Source organism: Microbacterium sp. 2216-1, assembly GCF_046507855.1.
In the GTDB taxonomy this organism is placed as follows: Bacteria; Actinomycetota; Actinomycetes; order Actinomycetales; family Microbacteriaceae; genus Microbacterium; species Microbacterium esteraromaticum_C.
Genome location: NZ_JBKFTM010000001.1, coordinates 506031 through 525045, shown reverse-complemented (window position 1 = coordinate 525045; position 19015 = coordinate 506031). Strand labels below are relative to the sequence as shown.

17 protein-coding genes are annotated in these 19015 nt (G+C 69.3%); 5 read left to right on the top strand and 12 right to left on the bottom strand.

The window, feature by feature from the left end; genetic code table 11:
• Positions 1 to 4 precede the first annotated feature (4 nt).
• A complete protein-coding gene (locus ACLD0U_RS02365) occupies positions 5 to 1273 on the bottom strand; it encodes a DUF6350 family protein (protein ID WP_206820896.1) in 1269 nt (422 codons plus the stop codon).
• Between the two features lie 90 nt (positions 1274 to 1363).
• Between ACLD0U_RS02365 and ACLD0U_RS02360 the strand changes: the two genes are divergently transcribed.
• The gene (locus ACLD0U_RS02360; RefSeq protein WP_179411548.1) at positions 1364 to 2842 is read left to right on the top strand and encodes an NCS2 family permease; all 1479 of its coding nucleotides are present in this window, start codon (positions 1364 to 1366) and stop codon (positions 2840 to 2842) included.
• A 95-nt stretch (positions 2843 to 2937) separates the two neighbouring features.
• Here ACLD0U_RS02360 and ACLD0U_RS02355 read toward each other — a convergent pair whose 3' ends face one another.
• The 5 genes from ACLD0U_RS02355 to sucC all read right to left on the bottom strand — a co-directional run bounded on the left by ACLD0U_RS02355 (position 2938) and on the right by sucC (position 7737).
• Entirely contained in the window at positions 2938 to 4155 is a 1218-nt protein-coding gene (locus ACLD0U_RS02355; RefSeq protein ID WP_410339723.1) for a Dyp-type peroxidase, read from the bottom strand.
• Positions 4155 to 4736: a copper chaperone PCu(A)C gene (locus tag ACLD0U_RS02350; protein WP_410339722.1), complete on the bottom strand. Its 582-nt coding sequence runs from the start codon at positions 4734 to 4736 to the stop codon at positions 4155 to 4157. The genes ACLD0U_RS02355 and ACLD0U_RS02350 overlap by 1 nt, the downstream gene beginning before the upstream one ends.
• Positions 4737 to 4865: 129 nt before the next feature.
• On the bottom strand, positions 4866 to 5477 hold the full coding sequence (locus tag ACLD0U_RS02345; RefSeq protein WP_410339721.1) for a hypothetical protein: 612 nt from the start codon (positions 5475 to 5477) through the stop codon (positions 4866 to 4868).
• Between the two features lie 160 nt (positions 5478 to 5637).
• Entirely contained in the window at positions 5638 to 6540 is a 903-nt protein-coding gene (sucD, locus tag ACLD0U_RS02340; RefSeq protein ID WP_179411552.1) for a succinate--CoA ligase subunit alpha, read from the bottom strand.
• Between the two features lie 30 nt (positions 6541 to 6570).
• Positions 6571 to 7737, bottom strand: coding sequence for an ADP-forming succinate--CoA ligase subunit beta (gene sucC / locus ACLD0U_RS02335; protein ID WP_206823063.1), 1167 nt, complete (start codon positions 7735 to 7737; stop codon positions 6571 to 6573).
• A gap of 130 nt (positions 7738 to 7867) precedes the next feature.
• Here sucC and ACLD0U_RS02330 point away from each other — a divergent pair, with 130 nt between their 5' ends.
• The gene (locus tag ACLD0U_RS02330; RefSeq protein ID WP_179411554.1) at positions 7868 to 8527 is read left to right on the top strand and encodes a TetR/AcrR family transcriptional regulator; all 660 of its coding nucleotides are present in this window, start codon (positions 7868 to 7870) and stop codon (positions 8525 to 8527) included.
• A 7-nt stretch (positions 8528 to 8534) separates the two neighbouring features.
• Here ACLD0U_RS02330 and ACLD0U_RS02325 read toward each other — a convergent pair whose 3' ends face one another.
• On the bottom strand, positions 8535 to 9041 hold the full coding sequence (locus tag ACLD0U_RS02325) for a hypothetical protein (RefSeq protein ID WP_179411555.1): 507 nt from the start codon (positions 9039 to 9041) through the stop codon (positions 8535 to 8537).
• 80 nt (positions 9042 to 9121) lie between these two features.
• Here ACLD0U_RS02325 and ACLD0U_RS02320 point away from each other — a divergent pair, with 80 nt between their 5' ends.
• On the top strand, positions 9122 to 10573 hold the full coding sequence (locus ACLD0U_RS02320; RefSeq protein WP_410339720.1) for a phytoene desaturase family protein: 1452 nt from the start codon (positions 9122 to 9124) through the stop codon (positions 10571 to 10573).
• A 73-nt stretch (positions 10574 to 10646) separates the two neighbouring features.
• Positions 10647 to 11681 carry an ATP-dependent DNA ligase gene (locus ACLD0U_RS02315; protein ID WP_410339719.1) on the top strand — a complete coding sequence of 345 codons (1035 nt, stop codon included), beginning with the start codon at positions 10647 to 10649 and terminating at the stop codon, positions 11679 to 11681.
• 6 nt (positions 11682 to 11687) lie between these two features.
• On the opposite strand, the gene ACLD0U_RS02310 is transcribed toward ACLD0U_RS02315, so the two are convergent.
• From ACLD0U_RS02310 to ACLD0U_RS02300, 3 genes are all read right to left on the bottom strand, one after another.
• Positions 11688 to 12755, bottom strand: a complete 1068-nt coding sequence (locus ACLD0U_RS02310; protein WP_410339718.1) for a DNA polymerase domain-containing protein — start codon at positions 12753 to 12755, stop codon at positions 11688 to 11690.
• A gap of 55 nt (positions 12756 to 12810) precedes the next feature.
• The gene (locus ACLD0U_RS02305; RefSeq protein WP_410339717.1) at positions 12811 to 14034 is read right to left on the bottom strand and encodes an SseB family protein; all 1224 of its coding nucleotides are present in this window, start codon (positions 14032 to 14034) and stop codon (positions 12811 to 12813) included.
• A 62-nt stretch (positions 14035 to 14096) separates the two neighbouring features.
• Positions 14097 to 16547 (bottom strand): ATP-dependent helicase, encoded by a 2451-nt coding sequence (locus ACLD0U_RS02300; protein WP_410339716.1) that lies wholly within the window; start codon positions 16545 to 16547, stop codon positions 14097 to 14099.
• A gap of 67 nt (positions 16548 to 16614) precedes the next feature.
• On the opposite strand from ACLD0U_RS02300, the gene ACLD0U_RS02295 reads away from it, so the two are divergent.
• On the top strand, positions 16615 to 17013 hold the full coding sequence (locus tag ACLD0U_RS02295; protein ID WP_224817382.1) for a pyridoxamine 5'-phosphate oxidase family protein: 399 nt from the start codon (positions 16615 to 16617) through the stop codon (positions 17011 to 17013).
• 21 nt (positions 17014 to 17034) lie between these two features.
• Here ACLD0U_RS02295 and ACLD0U_RS02290 read toward each other — a convergent pair whose 3' ends face one another.
• Positions 17035 to 18054: an ABC transporter permease gene (locus ACLD0U_RS02290; protein ID WP_206550358.1), complete on the bottom strand. Its 1020-nt coding sequence runs from the start codon at positions 18052 to 18054 to the stop codon at positions 17035 to 17037.
• Entirely contained in the window at positions 18051 to 19010 is a 960-nt protein-coding gene (locus tag ACLD0U_RS02285) for an ABC transporter ATP-binding protein (protein WP_410339715.1), read from the bottom strand. The genes ACLD0U_RS02290 and ACLD0U_RS02285 overlap by 4 nt, the downstream gene beginning before the upstream one ends.
• Between the last annotated feature and the right edge of the window lie 5 nt (positions 19011 to 19015).

Sequence of the window (19015 nt, the reverse complement as noted above, 5' to 3'; positions counted from 1 at the left end):
CCGGTCAGTCTACCGGGGCGGTGAGGGCGGCCATCTCTTCGTTCCAGCGGTCGGTGCGCTCCTCGGCGAGTTCGTCCGGATGGCGCGGCGTCAGCAGCAGGATGGCGCTGCCGATCAGCACCTCGACGCCGACCGCGAGGGCGAACGCGCCGACGTGGGGCCCGGCCTCGGCCATGCGCCCGGGGCCGATGGATCCGGACGCGAGTACCGCAGCAAGAGCGGCGGCTCCCGCCGACAGCAACGCGATCCCACCAGAGATCGCCGCGCGGGGTGCGAACGCGTCGCCCATGCCCTCCCACACCAGTCGCGAGCGCACCATCCAACCGGCGAGCGCACCGCACCCGATGGGGACGAGCACGATCACCAGCATCCAGATCGACGAGTTCTCGGGCACCAGACCGAGCACGGGGAACCCCGGGAGCGGTCCGAGCTCGGTGCCGACCGGCGACACGGAGGTGCCGGTGCCGATCGCGAATCCGGGGCCGGCGATCCACGCGGCCGCCCACACCAGCAGGGTGGGCACGTACGCCAGATGCACGATCGTGAGCATGGTCGCCCCGAGCGCATCGACGTGCGCGGCCTCGAACAGCGCGATGACCTCGCCACCGCGCAGCAGCGTCATCACGGCGAACCCGAGCCCCGCGGCGCCGGTCAAGGCGAGCAGGGCGATGCTCGCCCCGCGGATCGCCTCGCCGGGCACCGGAGACCAGTCATCCCATCCGTCGACGATGTCGTGCAACCAGTCGATGAAGCCGCCGTCGCCCTCGGTCCAGGCATGCACCAGCGCGCCGATCAGCAGTCCCGCGAGATACACGGATGCCGGGATGGCGATCGCCGCCCACAGCGGCGCGCGCAGCAGCGTGGCCTGCGCGGTCAGCGCGACGATCACGGTGATCAGCGTGAAGGTGACGGCGCCCGACGCGACGCCGTACGCCCAGGATCCCGCGACGGCCGCGCGACGACCCGAGCGCGCCGCGAAGAGCGCTCCGAAGGCAAGCAATGCGAGCGGCGGCACGGACAGCGCGAACTGGGCAGCGCTCTTCGGGATCGCCAGTGCAGACAGCACTTCATCCGGCAGAACCACCTCGAGCGGCACGCCATGGCCGAACTGCCACAGCGCACCCGTGAGTGGCCACAGTTCGCCCCATTGCGCGCTCGCGCCGAACGCGAGCACCCACAGCAGGGTGAGTGGCGCGAGCACGACCGCCAGCCCCACGGCCGCCGCGATGGCGGCGTCGAGAGCGGCGAGAAGCAGGACGGTGACGCGTTGCATGACTGTTCGAGCCTACGACGTGGATCGTTGGCATCCGCCCCGGCCACGCGCGCGGGCGCCGACACGATAGATTCACAGCGGAGGTTCTCGATGACAACTGCCCCTACCCGCCCCGACACCGAGCCCAAACCCACCGGCTCACTCGACCGCTACTTCGAGATCACCAAGCGAGGGTCCAGCTTCGGCGCTGAGATCCGCGGTGGTCTGGTCACCTTCGTGACGATGGCGTACATCGTCATCCTCAACCCGATCATCCTCGCCGGCAAACCCGATGTCGCCGGCAACATGCTCGACTTCAACGCCGTCGGCGCGGCCACCGCGCTGACCGCGGGTGTCATGACGATCCTGTTCGGGCTCATCAGCCGCCTGCCGTTCGGCTTCGCGGCAGGGCTCGGCATCAACGCGTTCGTGGCCTTCAGCGTCGTCGGCCAGGTCACCTGGCCCGAGGCGATGGCGCTGGTGATGATCAACGGCGCGCTGATCGTGCTGCTGGCGGCCACCGGTCTACGCAAGGCCATCTTCGATGCCGTGCCGTTCGAGCTGAAGATCGCGATCACCGTCGGCATCGGCCTGTTCATCGCCTTCATCGGCTTCGTCAACTCGGGCTTCGTCACCGCGACCGGCGCCAACTCTCCCCCGGTGGGCCTGGGCGTGAACGGCTCGGTCGCCACCGTGCCGACCCTGCTGTTCGTGGTGACCCTGCTGATCACGGGCGTGCTGGTCGCCCTGCGCGTCAAGGGCGGCATGCTGATCGGTCTGGTCACCGGTACGGTGCTGGCCGTCATCGTCGAGGCGATCTGGAAGATCGGCCCGCGCACCTTCGACGCCGAGGGCAACATCGTCAACCCGGGCGGGTGGGGTCTGACGGTTCCCGCGCTGAACGGCTCCCCGATCAGCGTGCCCGACCTCAGCCTGATCGGTGCCGTCGACTTCACGTTCGACCTGGGCAAGGTCAGCTCGGTCGCCCTGGTGATGATCGTCTTCACGCTGCTGTTCACGAACTTCTTCGACGCCATGGGCACCATGACGGGCCTGGCGAAGGAGGCCGACATCGCCGATAAGAAGGGCGACTTCCCGCGCATCAAGTCGGCGCTGGTCGTCGAGGGTGTCGGTGCGATCGCCGGTGGTGCGACCTCGTCGTCGTCGAGCACGGTGTTCATCGAGTCGGGCGCTGGCATCGGTGAGGGCGCGCGCACCGGATTCGCGAACCTCGTCACGGGCGGCATGTTCCTGATCGCGATGTTCTTGACCCCGCTGACCTCGATCGTGCCGACCGAGATCGCCGCGGCCGCCCTGATCATCGTGGGTGCGATGATGATGGCGCAGATCCGTCACATCGACTTCGCCGACTTCCGCGTGCTGCTGCCGGTGTTCCTGACCGTCACGGTGATGCCGCTGACGTACTCGATCGCCAACGGCATCGGCGCGGGCTTCGTCAGCTGGGTGATCATCCACGCGTTCTCGGGCCGCGCCAAGCAGATCAGCCCGTTGCTGTGGGTGGTCGGCGCAGGCTTCCTGATCTTCTTCGCCCGCGGGCCGATCGAGATGCTCTTCGGCGCCAGTATCTGAGGCGCTTCACACGAAAGGGGTCGGATGCTGGCATCCGACCCCTTTCGTGTATCCGGCGTTGCTCGACGCGGTCGCCACCGCCCGAGCGGCGGAGGTCAGCCCTCCAGCAGGGTCTCGCCGATGTACCCACCCTCACGGCATCCGGGCGGGATCGCGAACACGGCGCTGCCGATCGGGGTCGTCCACAGGTTCAGCAGGTCTGCCTGCGCCAGACGCTCCTGCATCGGGGTGAACTGCCGGGCGACATCGGCCTGGAACGAGATGAAGACGAGTCCCGACTCCGACACGGACGTCCCGGTCGGCGGCACGTCGTAGTTGTACGCGCGTCGGAAGATGCGCTCACGCGGGTCGGATGAGCGCGCCCGACGGATGTGCGCCAGATCGTCGATCACGGGGAACCCGCGCGGGCCCTTGGCCTCGAAGTCCGGTTCGTCGTGCTCATCCGTACCAGTCAGGGGTGCGCCGTTTCCGAGCGTACGACCGATGGAGAACTCCCGGGCGATGCGGTCGGCCTCGTCCCATTTGTCCACGTCCATGCGGATGCGCCGCACGACCATCCCGGTGCCGCCCGCGAGCCAGCCGTCACGGCTCCAGACGATGTCGTCGAACGCCTCTGTACCGGGGCGAACGTTCTCGGTGCCGTCGACCTGCCCGAACAGGTTGCGCATGGTCGTTCCGGGCGCCACGGTGCCGTGGGCGCGACGGAAGCCGTGCTGCAGCCAGCGCACGGTTGCGAAACTGCGGGTGTCCTTCAGGAGCATCCGCGTCGCGTGCGCCACGGTGAGCGGGTCGTCGGCGGCGATCTGCAGCAGCAGGTCGCCATGGCTGAACTCGTCGAGCAGCGCGTCGATCGAGAACGGCGGCAGCGGCGCCAACCAGGTCGGCGCCGAGGCTCCGGCCCGCGCGACGAACGCCGGGCCGAATCCGAACGTCACCGTCAGGTTCGCCGGGGATGCCGCCAGTTCCGGCTCGGAGTCCGCGAGGGCGGGGATGCCCGCGGTCAGCCGTGCGGCGTCGTCCGACAGCAGGCGCATCATTCGGCGCAGCGCCTCGCGGTCCGCCTCAGGGAGCAGGTCGAGGGCGACCAGCGTGGCGTGCGCCTGCGCGTCGGTGCCGATGCCGGCCTGGTGCGTCCCGTGGAAGGGCACGATCCCATCACCGTTGAGCGGCGCCGGAGTGGCGGCCGCGCGCGCGGCTATGCCGCGATCGATTCCGAGTGCCACGGCCGCGCCCGCACCGGCGGCAGCCCCTCCGAGGAGGAGCTGCCGCCGGGTGGCGCCGCGCCGAGGCCCGTTGACCTCGTGCGCCGACATCAGTTCTCGCCGTGCCCTTCGTGGCCCGACTCGTCGTCCATCTCGTGATCCGAGTCGTGGTCCATGTCGTGGTCCATGTCGTGGTCGGAGTACTCCTCCTGCGCGCCGGAGTAGTCCTTCACCGGGGCGGTGAACGTCATGGTGGAGTCATCCGCGAAGGTGAGGGTGAACGAGAGCTCCTCCCCCGCGACGACGGGCCCGGTCAGCCCCATCAGCATGAGGTGGTCCGCGCCGGGCTCAAGGGTGAGCGAGCCGTCGGCGGGAATCGTGAAGCCGTTCTCGACCTCGCGCATGGTCGACTTGCCGGCGTCGTCCACGACGATCTCGTGCAGCTCGGTCGATCCGGCGACCTCGGTGGTCGCCGAGACGACCACGACATCCTCATCGGAATCGTTGGTGAGCGTGCCGAACGCTGCGGTCATCCCCTCGGGGGCCGCCTTGACCCAGCCGTCGGTCATCGTGACGCTCTCGCCCGCTGCTGACGAGGCCTCGGCCACGGGTGAGCAGCCGGTCAGGACGAGCAGCGCTGCGGCGACGATCGAGACGCGGCGGGTGGTGCGCAGGCGGGTGTTGGTGTTCATGTCAGTGGTGCCTTTCGAGACTCTTCTGCGGGCGCGCGGGCGCGCGACCGCGCACGCCGGCTCAGCCGTGCGTGCAGGTCGCCCGTGATCGACGGGCGTCGCCCCGCACCACTCGGAGGGTGGGGGCGCTCAGAGAATCGCGAACAGTGGCGGGCCGCGACGGCCCAGCTGATGCACCACGCGCAGCGCGATGTGCGAACGGACATCGCCCTCCGGCGCGGGCCGCGCGGCGCGCGGACGCGCCTCGACCGGCAGCACCAGGGCGCGCGCGAGCACGGCGACGACCCAGCCGACGACGGTGCGTGCGGCATGCAGCAGTTGCTGGATCGCCCGCTCGCCGCGGTAGAGCAGCAGCGTCGTCGCACCGGCCGCCAGGGCGTGGCCCAGCCACATCCCGGCATCCGGCGCCACGAGGGCGAGGTCTCCCACCGCCGCGGGCAGCACGAGCGGTGCGCCGTGCTGGTGCCCCAGCGCCATGCCGGACGGCGTGATCGCCCCGAGCACGAAGAGCGTGTGGAACAGGAACTGGCTGACCGTCACCGACAGCGACAGGCGCAGCAGCGAGAGTCGACGTCCGGCCAGCACGACGCTGACCATCATCGACAGCAGCAACGGAACGAGTACGCCCAACCATCCGGGCATCTCACCGCCCGCCGCGACGTGCGAGAGCAAGGCGGTGAAGGTGGCCACCGCTGCCGCCGCCGAACCCCGCAGCAGGTGCGGGAGTCTCGACGGGCGCATGTCTCCATTCTGCCAGGCCGGGCGCAGCGTCCGTGCACGTGCCGCGCCCCGTCGCCGGAAACGACGAAGACCCAGGAAACGACGAAGGCCCCCGGGAATGACGAAGGCCCCGAGGTGGAGCTCGGGGCCTTCGTGAATCAGTCTACTCGCTTCAGAGTGCTTACAGCGCCTCGACGATCGCGCGCATCAGTTCGGCGGTCTCGGACGGCGTCTTGCCGACCTTGACACCGGCGGCCTCCAGGGCCTCCTTCTTCGCCTGAGCGGTGCCCGCCGAGCCCGAGACGATGGCGCCGGCGTGGCCCATGGTCTTGCCCTCGGGAGCGGTGAAGCCCGCCACGTAGCCGACGACCGGCTTGGTGACGTTCGCCTTGATGTACTCGGCCGCACGCTCTTCAGCGTCGCCACCGATCTCACCGATCATGACGATCGCCTTGGTGTCGGGGTCGGCCTCGAACGCGGCGAGCGCGTCGATGTGCGTGGTGCCGATGACCGGGTCGCCGCCGATGCCGATGGCGGTCGAGAAGCCGATGTCCTTCAGCTCGAACATCATCTGGTACGTCAGCGTGCCCGACTTCGACACCAGGCCGATGGGACCGCTGCCGGTGATGTTCGCCGGGGTGATGCCGGCGAGCGCCTCACCGGGGGTGATGATGCCGGGGCAGTTCGGGCCGATGATGCGGGTCTTGTTGCCCTTGGACTTGGCGTACGCCCAGGCCTCGGCGCTGTCGCCGACCGGGATGCCCTCGGTGATCACCACGAGCAGCGGGATCTCGGCATCGATGGCCTCGATCATCGCGTCCTTGGCGAACTTCGGCGGCACGAAGGCGACCGAGACGTCGGCACCGGTCTTCTGCATGGCCTCGGCGACCGAGCCGAACACGGGCAGCTCGATCTCGCCCTCGTGCGGCTTCTCGTGCGTGACGGTGGTGCCGGCCTTGCGGGCGTTGACACCGCCGACGATGTTGGTGCCGGCCTTGAGCATCAGTGCGGTGTGCTTGGTGCCTTCACCGCCAGTGATTCCCTGGACGATGACCTTGGAGTCCTTGTTGAGGTAGATCGACATATCTTCTGTCCTTCGCAGTCTCAGTCGGGCTCAGGCGTTCGCCAGCTCGGCGGCCTTGTCGGCACCCTCATCCATGCCTGCGGCAAGGGTGACCAGCGGGTGGTTGGCCTCGGCGAGGATCGCACGACCCTCTTCGACCTGGTTGCCGTCGAGACGCACGACGAGCGGCTTGGTCGCCGCGTCGCCGAGGATCTCGAGCGCCTTGACGATGCCCTCTGCGACAGCGACGCACGAGGTGATGCCACCGAAGACGTTGACGAACACGCTCTTGACCTGCTCGTCGCCCAGGATGACGTCAAGGCCGCTGGCCATGACCTGCGCGTTGGCGCCGCCACCGATGTCGAGGAAGTTGGCGGGCTTGACGCCGCCGTGGTTCTCGCCGGCGTAGGCGACGACGTCGAGCGTCGACATGACCAGGCCCGCGCCGTTGCCGATGATGCCCACCTGGCCGTCGAGCTTGACGTAGTTCAGGCCTGCGGCCTTGGCCTTGGCCTCGAGCGGGTCGGCGGCGTCCTTGTCTTCGAGCGCCTCGTGCGCGGGGTGGCGCACCTCGGAGCCGTTGTCGTCGAGGGTGACCTTGCCGTCGAGGGCGATGATGTCACCGGACTCGGTGCGCACCAGCGGGTTGACCTCGACGAGGGTGGCGTCCTCGCCCTTGTAGACGTCGTAGAGCTTCACGAACACATCGGCGACCTTCGAGACGAGGTCGTCGGGGAAGTTCGCTGCCTTGGCGATCTCGATCGCCTTGGTCTTGTTGATGCCGACCAGCGGGTCGACCTCGATGCGCGCGAGCGCCTCGGGCTTCTCGACGGCGAGCTGCTCGATCTCCATGCCGCCCTCGACGCTGCACAGCGACAGGTACGAGCGGTTGGCGCGGTCGAGCAGCACCGAGAAGTAGTACTCGTCGGCGATCGCGGCGCCCTGGGCGACCATGACGCGCTTGACGATGTGGCCCTTGATGTCGAGGCCGAGGATGGCCTTGGCCGCCTCGTACGCCTCGTCAGGAGTCTTCGCGACCTTGACGCCGCCGGCCTTGCCGCGACCACCGGTCTTGACCTGCGCCTTCACGACGACAACACCGCCGATCTTCTCGGCCGCCGCCTTCACCTCCTCCGGCGTATCCGCGACGATGCCGGCAAGAACCGGCACTCCGTACGATTCGAAAAGGTCTCGTGCCTGGTACTCGTAGAGATCCACTCTGCAGTCCTTCGCTGGTTGCGGCGGGTGGGACGCGACAAATGTGTCGGGTGTCGATATCATTCGACCCGATCCTCAAGCCTACTACCGCCCCGCGACAACGCGAGCACGCCGGGTCTAGGCTTCCGATATGCAGCATCCGACCCCGCTCCACTCCGGCGTTGTCGCCGCCGCCCTCGAGCTGTTCGCCACGCAGGGCTTCGAGGCGACCTCCGTCGAGCAGATCGCCAAGGCCGCCGGAGTCTCGCGCTCGACCTTCTTCCGCCAGTTCGGCGGCAAAGAGGATGTGATCTTCACCGATCACGAGCAGATGCTGAATGACCTGCGCGAGTTCCTCGACCGCCCGCACGAAGACCCGTGGGCCGCCGTATGCGAGGCCTCCGAGCAGGTGTTCACCGCGTTCGTGCAGAACCCCGTTCTGGCGCGGCGCCGCTACGAGGTCGTCCGTGAGGTGCCGGTGCTGCGCGAGCGCGAGATCATCACCGTGTTCCGCTACGAGCGACTGTTCGACGAGTACCTGCGCAGCGCCCTGCCGGGCCTGGCGCCGATCGATGCGGTCGGTTTCTCGGCGCTGGTCACCGCGGTGCACAATCACGTACTGCGGCAGCTGCTGCGTGGGGCGGACGTGCCCGTGACGGTGCTGCGCACCGCCCTGGACGACGTCCGCCGCCGCTACGGCGTGCTTCCGGGCGCTGCCGAGGCGGCATCCGATGATGTCGTGGTGGCCGTCTTCCCGCGATCGATGCCGATCGCCGAGATCTCACGCCGGGTTCAGGCCGAACTGTCGTGAGCGCTGCTCACTCGTCGCAACCGCAGCGGCCGGCCGCGGTCTTGACCATGAAGCACGTATCGCACACGCCGTAGTCGCGCTCAATCGGCTTGGGCTTGACCGCGCGGGGCTCGGCCTTCGGTTTTGCCGCCGAGCTCGCGCGCGACGAGCCGGAGCGCGAACCGGAGCGGCCTGCGGACGGTGCCCCGGGGAGCACGCTGGGGTGGTTGACGTAGAAGTACGGCGCGCGTCCTTCGCTGGGAAGCAGCGGCAGCGCGCGTCCGGCGACGAGCACCTGCTCGTCTTCGGTGAACCCGTTGGTGTAGGTGCGGCCGATGTGCAGTGCGGCGCCGTCGCGACGCAGCGCCTCGATGTAGCGACCGCGGTCGATGTAGGAGGTGACACCGACGGCGTCGGTGACGGCGACGATGAACTCGTGGTTCTCGTCGGGGATCCGGTGCGCGCGTAGCGCATCGGCGAGGGATCGGTACGGGCGGGAGGTTCCTGCGGGGGTCGGCCCCTGGACTTCGTTCATCGCTTCAATTCTCTCACCCCGTAAGCCGCGCCGACAGCCGTTTCCCCGCCCCTGGCCGACCGCCGTGCGACACTGAGGGCATGGCACGGGCGACAGTCATCGGCAGCGGACCGAACGGGCTGGTCGCGGCGGTGTCGCTGGCCCGCGCCGGCTACGAGGTCGAGGTGCTCGAGGCCGCGGCGACGGTCGGTGGTGGTGTGCGCACCGAGCCCGCACCCCTGCCGGGATACGTGTGGGATGTCTGCTCGGCGGTGCATCCGGCGACGGTCGCGTCGCCGTTCTTCCGCGCTTTCGACCTGGCCTCCCGCCTGGAGTGGATCACTCCCGAGATCTCATACGCGCATCCGTTGGACGACGGTCGCGCCGCGATTGCGTGGCGCGATCTGGAGCGCACGGCGGATGCCCTCGGCCCCGACAGCCGACACTGGCGGGCCCTGCTGCGCCCCCTGGTGGGACGCATCGAGGGGGTCGTCGACTTCACCGGCGACACCCTGCTGCGCCTGCCCCGAGACCCGGTCGCGGCGGCGCGCTTCGGCATTCGGATGCTCGAACAGGGCACCCCGTTGGCGCGGACGTCCCTGCGCACCGAGGCCGGTGCCGCGCTGCTGTCCGGCGTGATCGCGCATGCGAATGTGCCCTTGCCCTCGCTCAGCGGAGCGGCGGCGGGACTGCTGCTGGCCGCTCATGGTCACGCAGCCGGCTGGCCGTACCCGCGCGGTGGGGCGCAGCGCATCGCGGATGCCCTGGTCGCAGACCTCGAAGCGCACGGCGGCCGGGTGCGCACGGGTCGGTACGTCGACGACGTGGCGGCGCTCGACTGGGGTGACCCCGCGCAGGGGGATCTGCTGCTGTTGAACTCATCGCCGCGACTGGCGCTGACGCATCCGCGGATCCCCGCCGGCTACGCCCGGGCGCTGCGCGCTTACCGCTACGGCCCGGCCGCCGCCAAGGTCGACTTCGCGCTCGACGGCCCCGTGCCGTGGGCGAATGCGCAGGTGGCGCACGCTCCGACCGTGCATGTCGGCGGCACGCGCGAGGAGGTCTGGGAGAGCGAGAACGCCCTGGCCCGCGGCACGGTCGCCGATCGCCCGTACGTGTTGGCGGTGCAACCGTCGGTGTTCGATGACAGCAGGGCACCGACGGGTCACTCGGTGCTGTGGACGTACATACACGTGCCGGCTGGTTCGCGGCTCGACCCGACCGAGCTGATCACGCGCCAGATCGAGCGCTTCGCCCCCGGCTTCCGCGACCGGATTCTGACCAGTCGCGCCGTCGCCGCATCCGATCGCGCGCTGCTGAACCCGAGCGAGATTGGCGGTGACATCTTCGGCGGTGCGTTCACGATCCGTCAGGCGTTCCGCCGCCCCGTGCTCTCGCCCTCGCCGTGGCGCACGCCGATGCGCGGGGTGTACCTGGCGTCGGCGTCCACCCCGCCCGGCCCCGGCGTCAGCGGGATGGCCGGTTGGCACGCGGCCCGCACCGCGCTGCGCGATGCCGGCACGCCCGTCGCGCTCGACACGCTGTTCCCCTGAGAAGTGGGCGTCCCGAACTGCCGGCGGCACGTCGGGGTTGCGGGCGCCGGCCGCGTGCGGGGTAATGGATGCCATGTACGAGATCCCGGCACCGATGCTGGCCAAGGCCGCGGCATCCGTTCCCGATCCCACGCAGCGTCCGCTGCTCTACGAACCGAAGTGGGACGGCTTCCGCGGGTTGATCGCGTGGGACGGTACGGAGCTTCGGATCGGCTCCCGCGGCGCGAAGCCGCTGACCCGGTACTTCCCCGAGCTGGTCGAGCAACTGCCCGCGCTGTTGCCCGGCCCCTGCCTGCTCGACGGTGAGATCGTCGTCGCCACCGGCGAGGCGGGCGCGCAGCGACTCGACTGGATCGCGCTGAGCCAGCGCATCCATCCCGCCGCCTCGCGCGTCGCGCGACTCGCGGCCGAGACGCCGGCGTCGTTCATCGCCTTCGATCTGCTCGCCGAGGGTGCCGACGATCTGCAGCCGCTGCCGTTCTGTGAGCGCCGGGCACGGTTGGAGCGGATGCTGGCACGCACCGCCCCTCCCCTGCACCTGACCCGCACCACTGACGATCCCGATCTCGCCCGGCGGTGGCTGGCCGAGTTCGAGGGCGCCGGATTGGACGGCGTCGTCGCGAAGCCCCTGGATGATGCGTATGCCCCCGGCAAACGGACGCTGATCAAGATCAAGCACGCCCGCACCGCCGACGTTGTCGCGCTCGGGTATCGGATGCACAAGAGCGGGTCGGGCGTCGGATCGCTGCTGGTCGGCCTGTACGACGCCGACGGTGCGCTGCGTCAGGTGGGCGGCGTGGCGGCGTGGTCGGATGCCATGCGCCGTCAGCTCGTGACCGAGCTGGAGCCCCTCGTCGAACGCGACGACTCGGGGGCGGCCGTGACCGGCGCGGGGGAACGGTCGCGATTCAGCGGTGCGAAGGACGTGTCGTTCGTACGGCTGCGGCCGGAGCGCGTTCTGGAGGTGCGCTACGACCAGCTCGAGGGCGATCGGTTCCGGCACACGGTGCAGTTCGCACGGTGGCGTCCCGATCGCGACGCGCGCTCGTGCACGTACGAGCAACTCGAGACGGTGACCGGGTACGACCTGGCAAGGGTGCTGATCTGAGTCGCCTCACTCGGCGCTGTCATCCCAGTGCGCGGCGACCTTGCGGCTCGGTTGCACGCGCGGCGGCTCGCCGGGCATCTTGGGGAACTCGGGAGGGAAGGGCAGTTCGCCCAGCCCGTTCGCGAGATCGCGCTCCCACCATTCCAGCAGCGTGTCGATGCGCCCCGGCGCCCGATGCATGTCGGCCCACGGGTCGCCCACCTCGGCGAGCCGATGCGGGATGCTGCGCACGGTGTGCCGTGTCGGATCGACGTCATCGAGTTCGTCCCAGTGCAGCGGTGTCGACACCGGTGCGCCCGGAATCGCCCGCGGACTGTATGCGCCGGCCATCGTGCGGTCGCGATTGGCCTGGTTGAAGTCCACGAAGACGCGCTGGCCGCGCTCCTCCTTCCACCAGTTCATCGTCACCCGGTCGGGCATCCGCCGCTCCAGCTCACGCCCGGCGGCGATCACGGCATGTCTGACGACGAGGAACTCCCATGCGGGCTCGATGGGGCAGAACACGTGCAGTCCCCGGTTGCCGCTGGTCTTGATGAAGGCCTCCAGCCCCGCCTCGGCGAGCACCGCGCGCAGCTCGTGCGCCGCGGCCACGGTCTCGGTGATCCCCGTGCCCGGCTGCGGGTCCAGGTCGATGCGCAGCTCAACCGGGTTGTCGGTGTCGCCGGCCAGCGACGCCCACGGATGGAACACGATCGTGTTCATCTGCACGGCCCATACGATCGCGCTGGCGCGGTTCAACACGATCTGCGGATGCCGCCGGCCGCTGTTGTAGGTGACGGTGACGGCATCAACATAGTCGGGTGTGCCCTTGGGCGGGTTCTTCGAGAAGAACCCTTCGGCCCTGCCACCGGATGCCGTTGTCACCCCCTCACGGAACCGCTCCAGCGACACCGGCCGGTGTCCGTTGGATGCCAGGAACGGCACCGAAACCTGCTGCACGTAGTCGGCGTACTCGGCCTTGGTGATTCCGTCGGCGCCGTCGACCGGCCAGATGACCTTGTTCAGGCTCGACAGCGACACGTCGCGCTCGCCGTCGGTGTCGTGCACAGTCACGGTCACGCGTTCGGAGGCCATGCCCCCGACATTAGGCGCTGAGTGCGCGCCGCGACAGACCTTCGCGTCCGGGTGATCAGTCGTCGACGTTGATCGCGAGCACCAGCAGTGCGCTCAGTGCGTCGCGGTCGATCGCGAGCGACGGGCCGCCGAGGTCGACGATCACGCCCGCGATCTCGCTGTGATCGCTCAGCACCTTCGCCAGCTGCTCGGGCTGGAATGGCATCGGCCGGTCGTTGCGACCGAGCGCGACGACCTCGAGCGGGTGCGAGAACACCTGCAGGTACCGGTTGCCGTCGGTGGTGTGCACCTCGGCGATGCCCACCGGCTTGCCGTTGGAACCGTCGTTCACGGCGACCCAGCTGCGGGTCTTGGCCAGTGCCTCGGCGACGCGCACCGGGGTGCCCTCGTCACGGGGAGCGGCGAGCAGGCTCTTGACCGCCATGTTCTCATCGCCCTGCTCGAGCGCCTTCTGCAGCAACTCGGTCGGGAAGACCGCACGATGCGGGGCCGAGGAGTTGTCGATGATCACCCCGGCGAACCCGCCCGAGACGACCTGCTGGTAGACGGCGGTGACCGGCTGTGCGATAGCCGAGGTCGACGCGGCGTCTTCGGCCCCCTCGACCGAGTCGCGCAGCGCCTTGCCCGAGCTGTAGGCGAGCATGAACGAGCGCTCGCCGTCGCGGATGACGCCGACGGCGAGGGGCTGACCGTTCTTGAGCTGCTCGCGGGCATCGCCGTTGACCCGCAGGTACAGGTGGCTCTGCAGCGACTGCCGCATCACGCCGATGAGCTGCTCGTTCGTGGCGCCCTCGGCAAGCTCGGCCAGCGCCTCACGCAGCAGCACGTTGTCGTTGAGCCCATCGACGGTGTGCGTCTGCTCGGGCGGCACAGCCGCGGCCAGCGGCAGGCGCGGCACGGTCTGCTGTTCGGTGGGCATCGCATCGCCGGGAGAGGTCGGGCGCGCGGCTGCGACGGGTGCCACGGGTCGCTGCGGCGTCGCGGATGCCGTGGCCTCGTCGGCGGGCAACGCGACCTCCGGGCCAGCATCGGCCCCGACGCCACGGAACGCCTGCACCGAGATGCCGACCGCGGGAACGGCCTCGGTCGCGGGTGCGTCGTCGACCGCAGACTCGGCATTCTTGGCGTCTTGCTCGCCCGCGGCAGCCGTCTCGGCATCCATCGGAGCTGCGGCGCTCGGCTGCGGGCTCACCTCGCCGGTGGTGTCTTCCGCTGCTGCGGCGTCTTCACCGACGGCGGGCTGATCGACGGACTTCTTGCGGCGAGAGAAGAGGGCCATATCAGCCAGCCTATCCGCCTTGCCGCGCGGTGAGCGCCGGACGACGAGCACCGCATCCCGGGCTACAGCTTCGTGATCGGCGCGATCTTGATGAGCAGCTTCTTCTGCCCGGCCCCATCGAAGCGCACGTGAGCGATGCGCTTGGCGCCCTCACCCGTGACAGCCTCGACGCGCCCCTCACCGAAGTCGTCATGGCGGATCCGGTCGCCGGCGGCCAGTTCGAGATCGCCGTTGTCGCGCACCTTGCCGGTGACTTTGTTCGGAAAGCGATCCATCGCCGTCGAAAGCGGCTTGAGTCCGGCGCCCTTCGGCAGCGCCGTCGGCGCGAAGCGATCACCGGAGCGACCGCCGCTCGCGCCGAACCCTCCGCCGGAACGGCGCGCATTGACGGCCCGCGAGGGCGAGCCGCCGCGCGAGTTGATGTCTCCGGGCGACTGCCGCCAGTCGACGAGGTCGGCCGGGATCTCCTGCAGGAACCGGCTCGGCATCGCGACCGACACCTCGCCGAACTGAGCGCGCGTCATCGCCAACGACAGGTGCAGGCGCTTGCGCGCCCGCGTGATGCCGACGTAGAACAGCCGCCGCTCCTCCTGAGGGCCACCGGGCTCCCCCGCCGAGATGCGGTGCGGAATGAGGTCCTCTTCGACACCGGTGACGAACACCGCGTCGTACTCGAGTCCCTTGGCGGTGTGCATCGTCATCAGCGAGACCGAGCCCGACTCGTCGTCGAGGTCATCGGCATCCGAGACCAGCGCCACCTCGGTGAGGAAGTCGGCGATCGTGCCGTCGGGGTTGTTGCGTGCGAAGTCGCGCGCAACGGCGACGAACTCGTCGAGGTTCTCCAGACGCGCCTCGTCCTGCGGGTCGCGGCTCGCACGCAGCGCCTCGAAGTAGCCGCTCTTGTCGAGCAGCACCGTCAGCGCCTCGGCGACCGCGGTCGACGGCGGCACCTCGCCCGAGGCAGGCAGCAGAATCTCGATCGCCTCGTCGAGCACGGCATCGAGGCGGGTGATCGCCGCCTGGATCTTCGGCCCGACGCCGAGTGACGCCGGCGAGCGCAGCGCATCGCGGAAGCTGATGCCCTGCTGCTCGGCGAACATCGCGATGGACGCTTCGGTGACCCCGCCGATGCCGCGGCGCGGCCGGTTGAGGATGCGACGCACGGCCATCTCGTCGGCCGGGTTCGCCACCGCGATCAGGTAGGCCAGCGCATCCTTGATCTCGGCGCGCTCGTAGAACTTGGTGCCACCCATGATCTTGTATGGCACAGCGGCGCGGATGAAGATCTCTTCCAGCGCGCGAGACTGCGAGTTGGTGCGGTAGAACACCGCCATCTCGGAGTACGGCATTCCGGTGCGACGCAGCGCCTCGACCTCATCGGCGACGAACTGCGCCTCGTCGTGCTGCGAGTACCCGGTGAAGCCGACGATCTTGTCGCCCGCGCCGCGGTCACTCCACAGGTTCTTCGCCTTGCGGTCGAAGTTGTTGCCGATCACCGCGTTGGCCGCCGACAGGATCGTCTGGGTCGACCGGTAGTTCTGCTCGAGCAGCACGACCTTCGCCCCCGGGAAGTCGCGCTCGAACTCGGTGATGTTGCGGATGTCGGCTCCGCGGAACGCGTAGATCGACTGGTCTGAGTCACCCACGACGGTCAGCGACGCACCGGCCTGGGCTTCGGCCGTCTCGGGCTCGAAGATCATCATGCCGTTCGAGGCATACGGATCGGGTGCCTCGGCGGCGACCGGACGGGTGAGCTCATGGATGAGCGCGTACTGGGCGTGGTTGGTGTCCTGATACTCGTCGACCAGAATGTGTCGGAACCGGCGCCGGTACGTGTCTGCCACCTTCGGGAACGCCCGGAACAGGAACACCGTCTGCGCGATCAGGTCGTCGAAGTCGAAGGCGTTGGCCTTCTGCAGCGCCCGCTGGTAGTCGCTGAAGATGTCGGCGAACTTGCGCTCTGCGGGGTCGCTCAGGTTCGCCTGACGGGCATGCCCCTCGGCATCGGTGAGCTCGTTCTTCAGTTTCGAGATGCGCGACTGCACCGCTCCGGGGGTCAGCCCGTACGCGTCGGCCTCGTGCTCTTTCACCAGGCGCTTGAGCAGGGCGCGCGAGTCGCCCGAGTCGTAGATCGTGAACGACTTCGTGAACCCGAATTGCTCGGCCTCACGGCGCAGGATCCGCACGCAGGCCGAGTGGAAGGTCGAGATCCACATGCCGCGCGCGGCCTCGCCCACCAGTCCTTCGACGCGTTCACGCATCTCACCGGCGGCCTTGTTCGTGAACGTGATGGCCAGGATCTGACTGGGCCATGCCTCACGCTGGCGCAGCAGCAGGGCGATCCTGCGCGTGAGCACACTCGTCTTGCCGGATCCGGCACCGGCCACGATCAGAAGCGCGCTGCCGCGATGAGTGACGGCTTCGAGCTGCTGCGGGTTGAGCCCGGCGAGCAGCGGGTCGCCGTTCGGGGTCGAATCGGGCGTTCCGGAAACGATGAGAGGTGCGTCGGTCATGTCATTACGAGTCTAGAGCGGGCCTCCGACGCCGGGTACGCTCGAGCCACGTGAACGCTGGGAGGCCATGATGATCGCGGAGCTCACCGAGCAGGAGTGCCTCGAACTCCTCACGACGACCACGGTCGGTCGCGTCGGATTCGTCGCCGACGATCGCGTGCTCATCCTGCCCGTCAACTACGTGCTCGACGGACGCGACGTCCTCATCCGCACGGCACCCGAGGGCATCCTGAGCCCCCTCCCCGACACCCCCATCGCCTTCGAGGTGGATCACCACGACGACCTTGCGGGCAGCGGCTGGAGCGTACTGCTGAGCACTCGGGCATCCGAGATCGACGCCGCGGAGGTCGCGACCGCTCCCGGCGCCGCACACAAGCACCCGTGGGCAGGCGGCGACCGCTCGCGCGCGCTGCGGCTGACGCCCGAGACGATCTCGGGCCGCCACGTGCGCCGCGACCGCGCCTGAGGCGCGGCCGCAGCCGACCGCTCAGGCGATCCGGGTACCCGGCGGCAAGCGCCGCGCGGGCGTTCTCGTGCGCGCCCAGGCGCCCGCGAACAGACCGCCGGCGATCAGCGCCTGGAGCCCGAGTCCCACGAACCAGCTCGGTACGGTGTCCTCGATCTGCTCCTGGGACGTCGGGCTCTCGATCCACCCGTTCTCGCAGGCGTCCCAGCGCTCGATCTCGGGCGGCAGCTGGGCCAGACGGACGCCGACCTTCACCTGTCCGAAGAGGTCGTTCGGATACCCGTGAGAGAAGGTCGTCGGGGTCGCATCGGCGAGCACCACGAACGGGTTGGCCGCGAGGAATCCCCACACCAGGTCGAAACGGGGCTGGTTGTAATTGACCTCCACCCACTCATCGCACACCGGCTCACCGGTCGTCTCATCCCACGGCCGCTCGTAGCCACGCGCCTCGGACTGGATCGCCGTGCCGCCGAGTCCGAAGGCGATCAGCGTTCCGACGACGAGCGCGGCCACGGCGAGGTAGGTGGTCGCGATCGAGAAGAGCGGTCGTGCGATCAGCCCGCTCAGTCCCACGCCGATCGCGGCGACGACGATGATCTCGGCCAGCAGCACCAGCAACGACACGATCAGCATCCCCGCCGTCACCCCACCACCGAGCATGCTGATGAGCAGGAACGGCACGGCGATCAGCAGGAAGATCGAGCCGGTCGCGACAGCGGCGAGCAGCTTGCCCAGCATGATGTCACCGGTCGTCGCTGCGGTGACCTGCACGGGTGCGAGGGTGGCGGCCTCACGGTCGCCGTTGATCGCGTTGCCGCTCAACGTCGGTGAGACGAGCACCACCAGCAGCAACACGAAGTTGACCACGATCGAGTAGACGCCCGCGTTCGGTTCGCTCTGGAACGAGAACACCATGAACGACAGCAGCGTGATGCCGATCAGCAGCAGTACGAAGACGCCCAGCAGCACGTACCAGCCCACGCTGCGCAGGCGCTGCGTGAGTTCGAGTCGGGCGAGGGTGGTGATGCGTGCGAAGCTCATGCGCCCGCTCCTTCCTGGGGTGCGTCCGGGGTCTGCGGCGGCGTCGGATGCTGACCGCCCGGCTGCCGCAGCGCCAGGAAGGACTCCTCCAGGGCGCTCTGCGCCGGTGCGAACTCCAGCACCGGCAGTCCCGCCGTGATCATGCGGCGCAGCCCCTCGACGGCAGCGGTGTCATCGGTGAACGACACCAGCGCGTCACCCCGGTCGGCCCCCACGCTCTCCGCCGGCAGGCCCAGCGCCTCTGCGACGCCGGCACGGGCATCCGCACCCGCCACCCGCACCCGATACGCGCGCGCCGAGGGCGCTCCCGCGGCATCGACCATTGCCCCGGCGACCATGAAGACGACGTCGTCGACGACTTCCTCCAACTCGGAGAGCACGTGACTGGAGATCAGCACGGTCTTGCCCTGCGCGGCGAGATCGCGCAGCATCACGCGCAGGTGCACGCGCGCCTCGGGATCGAGGCCGGAGGCCGGCTCATCGAGCAGCAGCACCTGCGGGTCGTGCACCAGCGCGCGGGCGAGCCCCAGCTTCTGCTTCTGTCCGCGCGAGAGCACCCGCGCCGGTGACGCCGCGAGCTCGGCGAGACCGACCACATGCAGCAGTTCATCCGCACGGGCGGCCGCGTCGGCCGGCGACATGTCATGCAGGCGCGCGGTGGTCACGATGCTCTCGCGGGCGGTCAGCGACGGCCAGGCGCCCAGCGCATCGGGCATCCATCCCAGCATCCGCCGTGCCGCCGCCGGGTCCGCGACCGGATCGACATCACCGATGCGGATGCTGCCGGCATCCGGCGCCAGCAGCGACGCCAGCATCAGCAGCAGCGTCGTCTTTCCCGCTCCGTTCGGGCCGACCAGCCCTGTGACCCGCCCCGGTTCCGCCCGGAACGTGGCATCCGACACTGCGTGCACCGACCCGAATGAGCGGCGCACCCCCTCCGCACTGATTCCACACATGCCCC

What these genes read in the sequence shown, in the direction of transcription:
- ACLD0U_RS02365 (WP_206820896.1), bottom strand. Translation starts at nt 1,273, where the DNA reads ATGCAACGCGTCACCGTCCTGCTTCTCGCCGCTCTCGACGCCGCCATC.
- ACLD0U_RS02360 (WP_179411548.1), top strand. Translation starts at nt 1,364, where the DNA reads ATGACAACTGCCCCTACCCGCCCCGACACCGAGCCCAAACCCACCGGC.
- ACLD0U_RS02355 (WP_410339723.1), bottom strand. Translation starts at nt 4,155, where the DNA reads ATGTCGGCGCACGAGGTCAACGGGCCTCGGCGCGGCGCCACCCGGCGG.
- ACLD0U_RS02350 (WP_410339722.1), bottom strand. Translation starts at nt 4,736, where the DNA reads ATGAACACCAACACCCGCCTGCGCACCACCCGCCGCGTCTCGATCGTC.
- ACLD0U_RS02345 (WP_410339721.1), bottom strand. Translation starts at nt 5,477, where the DNA reads ATGCGCCCGTCGAGACTCCCGCACCTGCTGCGGGGTTCGGCGGCGGCA.
- sucD (WP_179411552.1), bottom strand. Translation starts at nt 6,540, where the DNA reads ATGTCGATCTACCTCAACAAGGACTCCAAGGTCATCGTCCAGGGAATC.
- ACLD0U_RS02330 (WP_179411554.1), top strand. Translation starts at nt 7,868, where the DNA reads ATGCAGCATCCGACCCCGCTCCACTCCGGCGTTGTCGCCGCCGCCCTC.
- ACLD0U_RS02325 (WP_179411555.1), bottom strand. Translation starts at nt 9,041, where the DNA reads ATGAACGAAGTCCAGGGGCCGACCCCCGCAGGAACCTCCCGCCCGTAC.
- ACLD0U_RS02320 (WP_410339720.1), top strand. Translation starts at nt 9,122, where the DNA reads ATGGCACGGGCGACAGTCATCGGCAGCGGACCGAACGGGCTGGTCGCG.
- ACLD0U_RS02315 (WP_410339719.1), top strand. Translation starts at nt 10,647, where the DNA reads ATGTACGAGATCCCGGCACCGATGCTGGCCAAGGCCGCGGCATCCGTT.
- ACLD0U_RS02310 (WP_410339718.1), bottom strand. Translation starts at nt 12,755, where the DNA reads ATGGCCTCCGAACGCGTGACCGTGACTGTGCACGACACCGACGGCGAG.
- ACLD0U_RS02305 (WP_410339717.1), bottom strand. Translation starts at nt 14,034, where the DNA reads ATGGCCCTCTTCTCTCGCCGCAAGAAGTCCGTCGATCAGCCCGCCGTC.
- ACLD0U_RS02300 (WP_410339716.1), bottom strand. Translation starts at nt 16,547, where the DNA reads ATGACCGACGCACCTCTCATCGTTTCCGGAACGCCCGATTCGACCCCG.
- ACLD0U_RS02295 (WP_224817382.1), top strand. Translation starts at nt 16,615, where the DNA reads ATGATGATCGCGGAGCTCACCGAGCAGGAGTGCCTCGAACTCCTCACG.
- ACLD0U_RS02290 (WP_206550358.1), bottom strand. Translation starts at nt 18,054, where the DNA reads ATGAGCTTCGCACGCATCACCACCCTCGCCCGACTCGAACTCACGCAG.
- ACLD0U_RS02285 (WP_410339715.1), bottom strand. Translation starts at nt 19,010, where the DNA reads ATGTGTGGAATCAGTGCGGAGGGGGTGCGCCGCTCATTCGGGTCGGTG.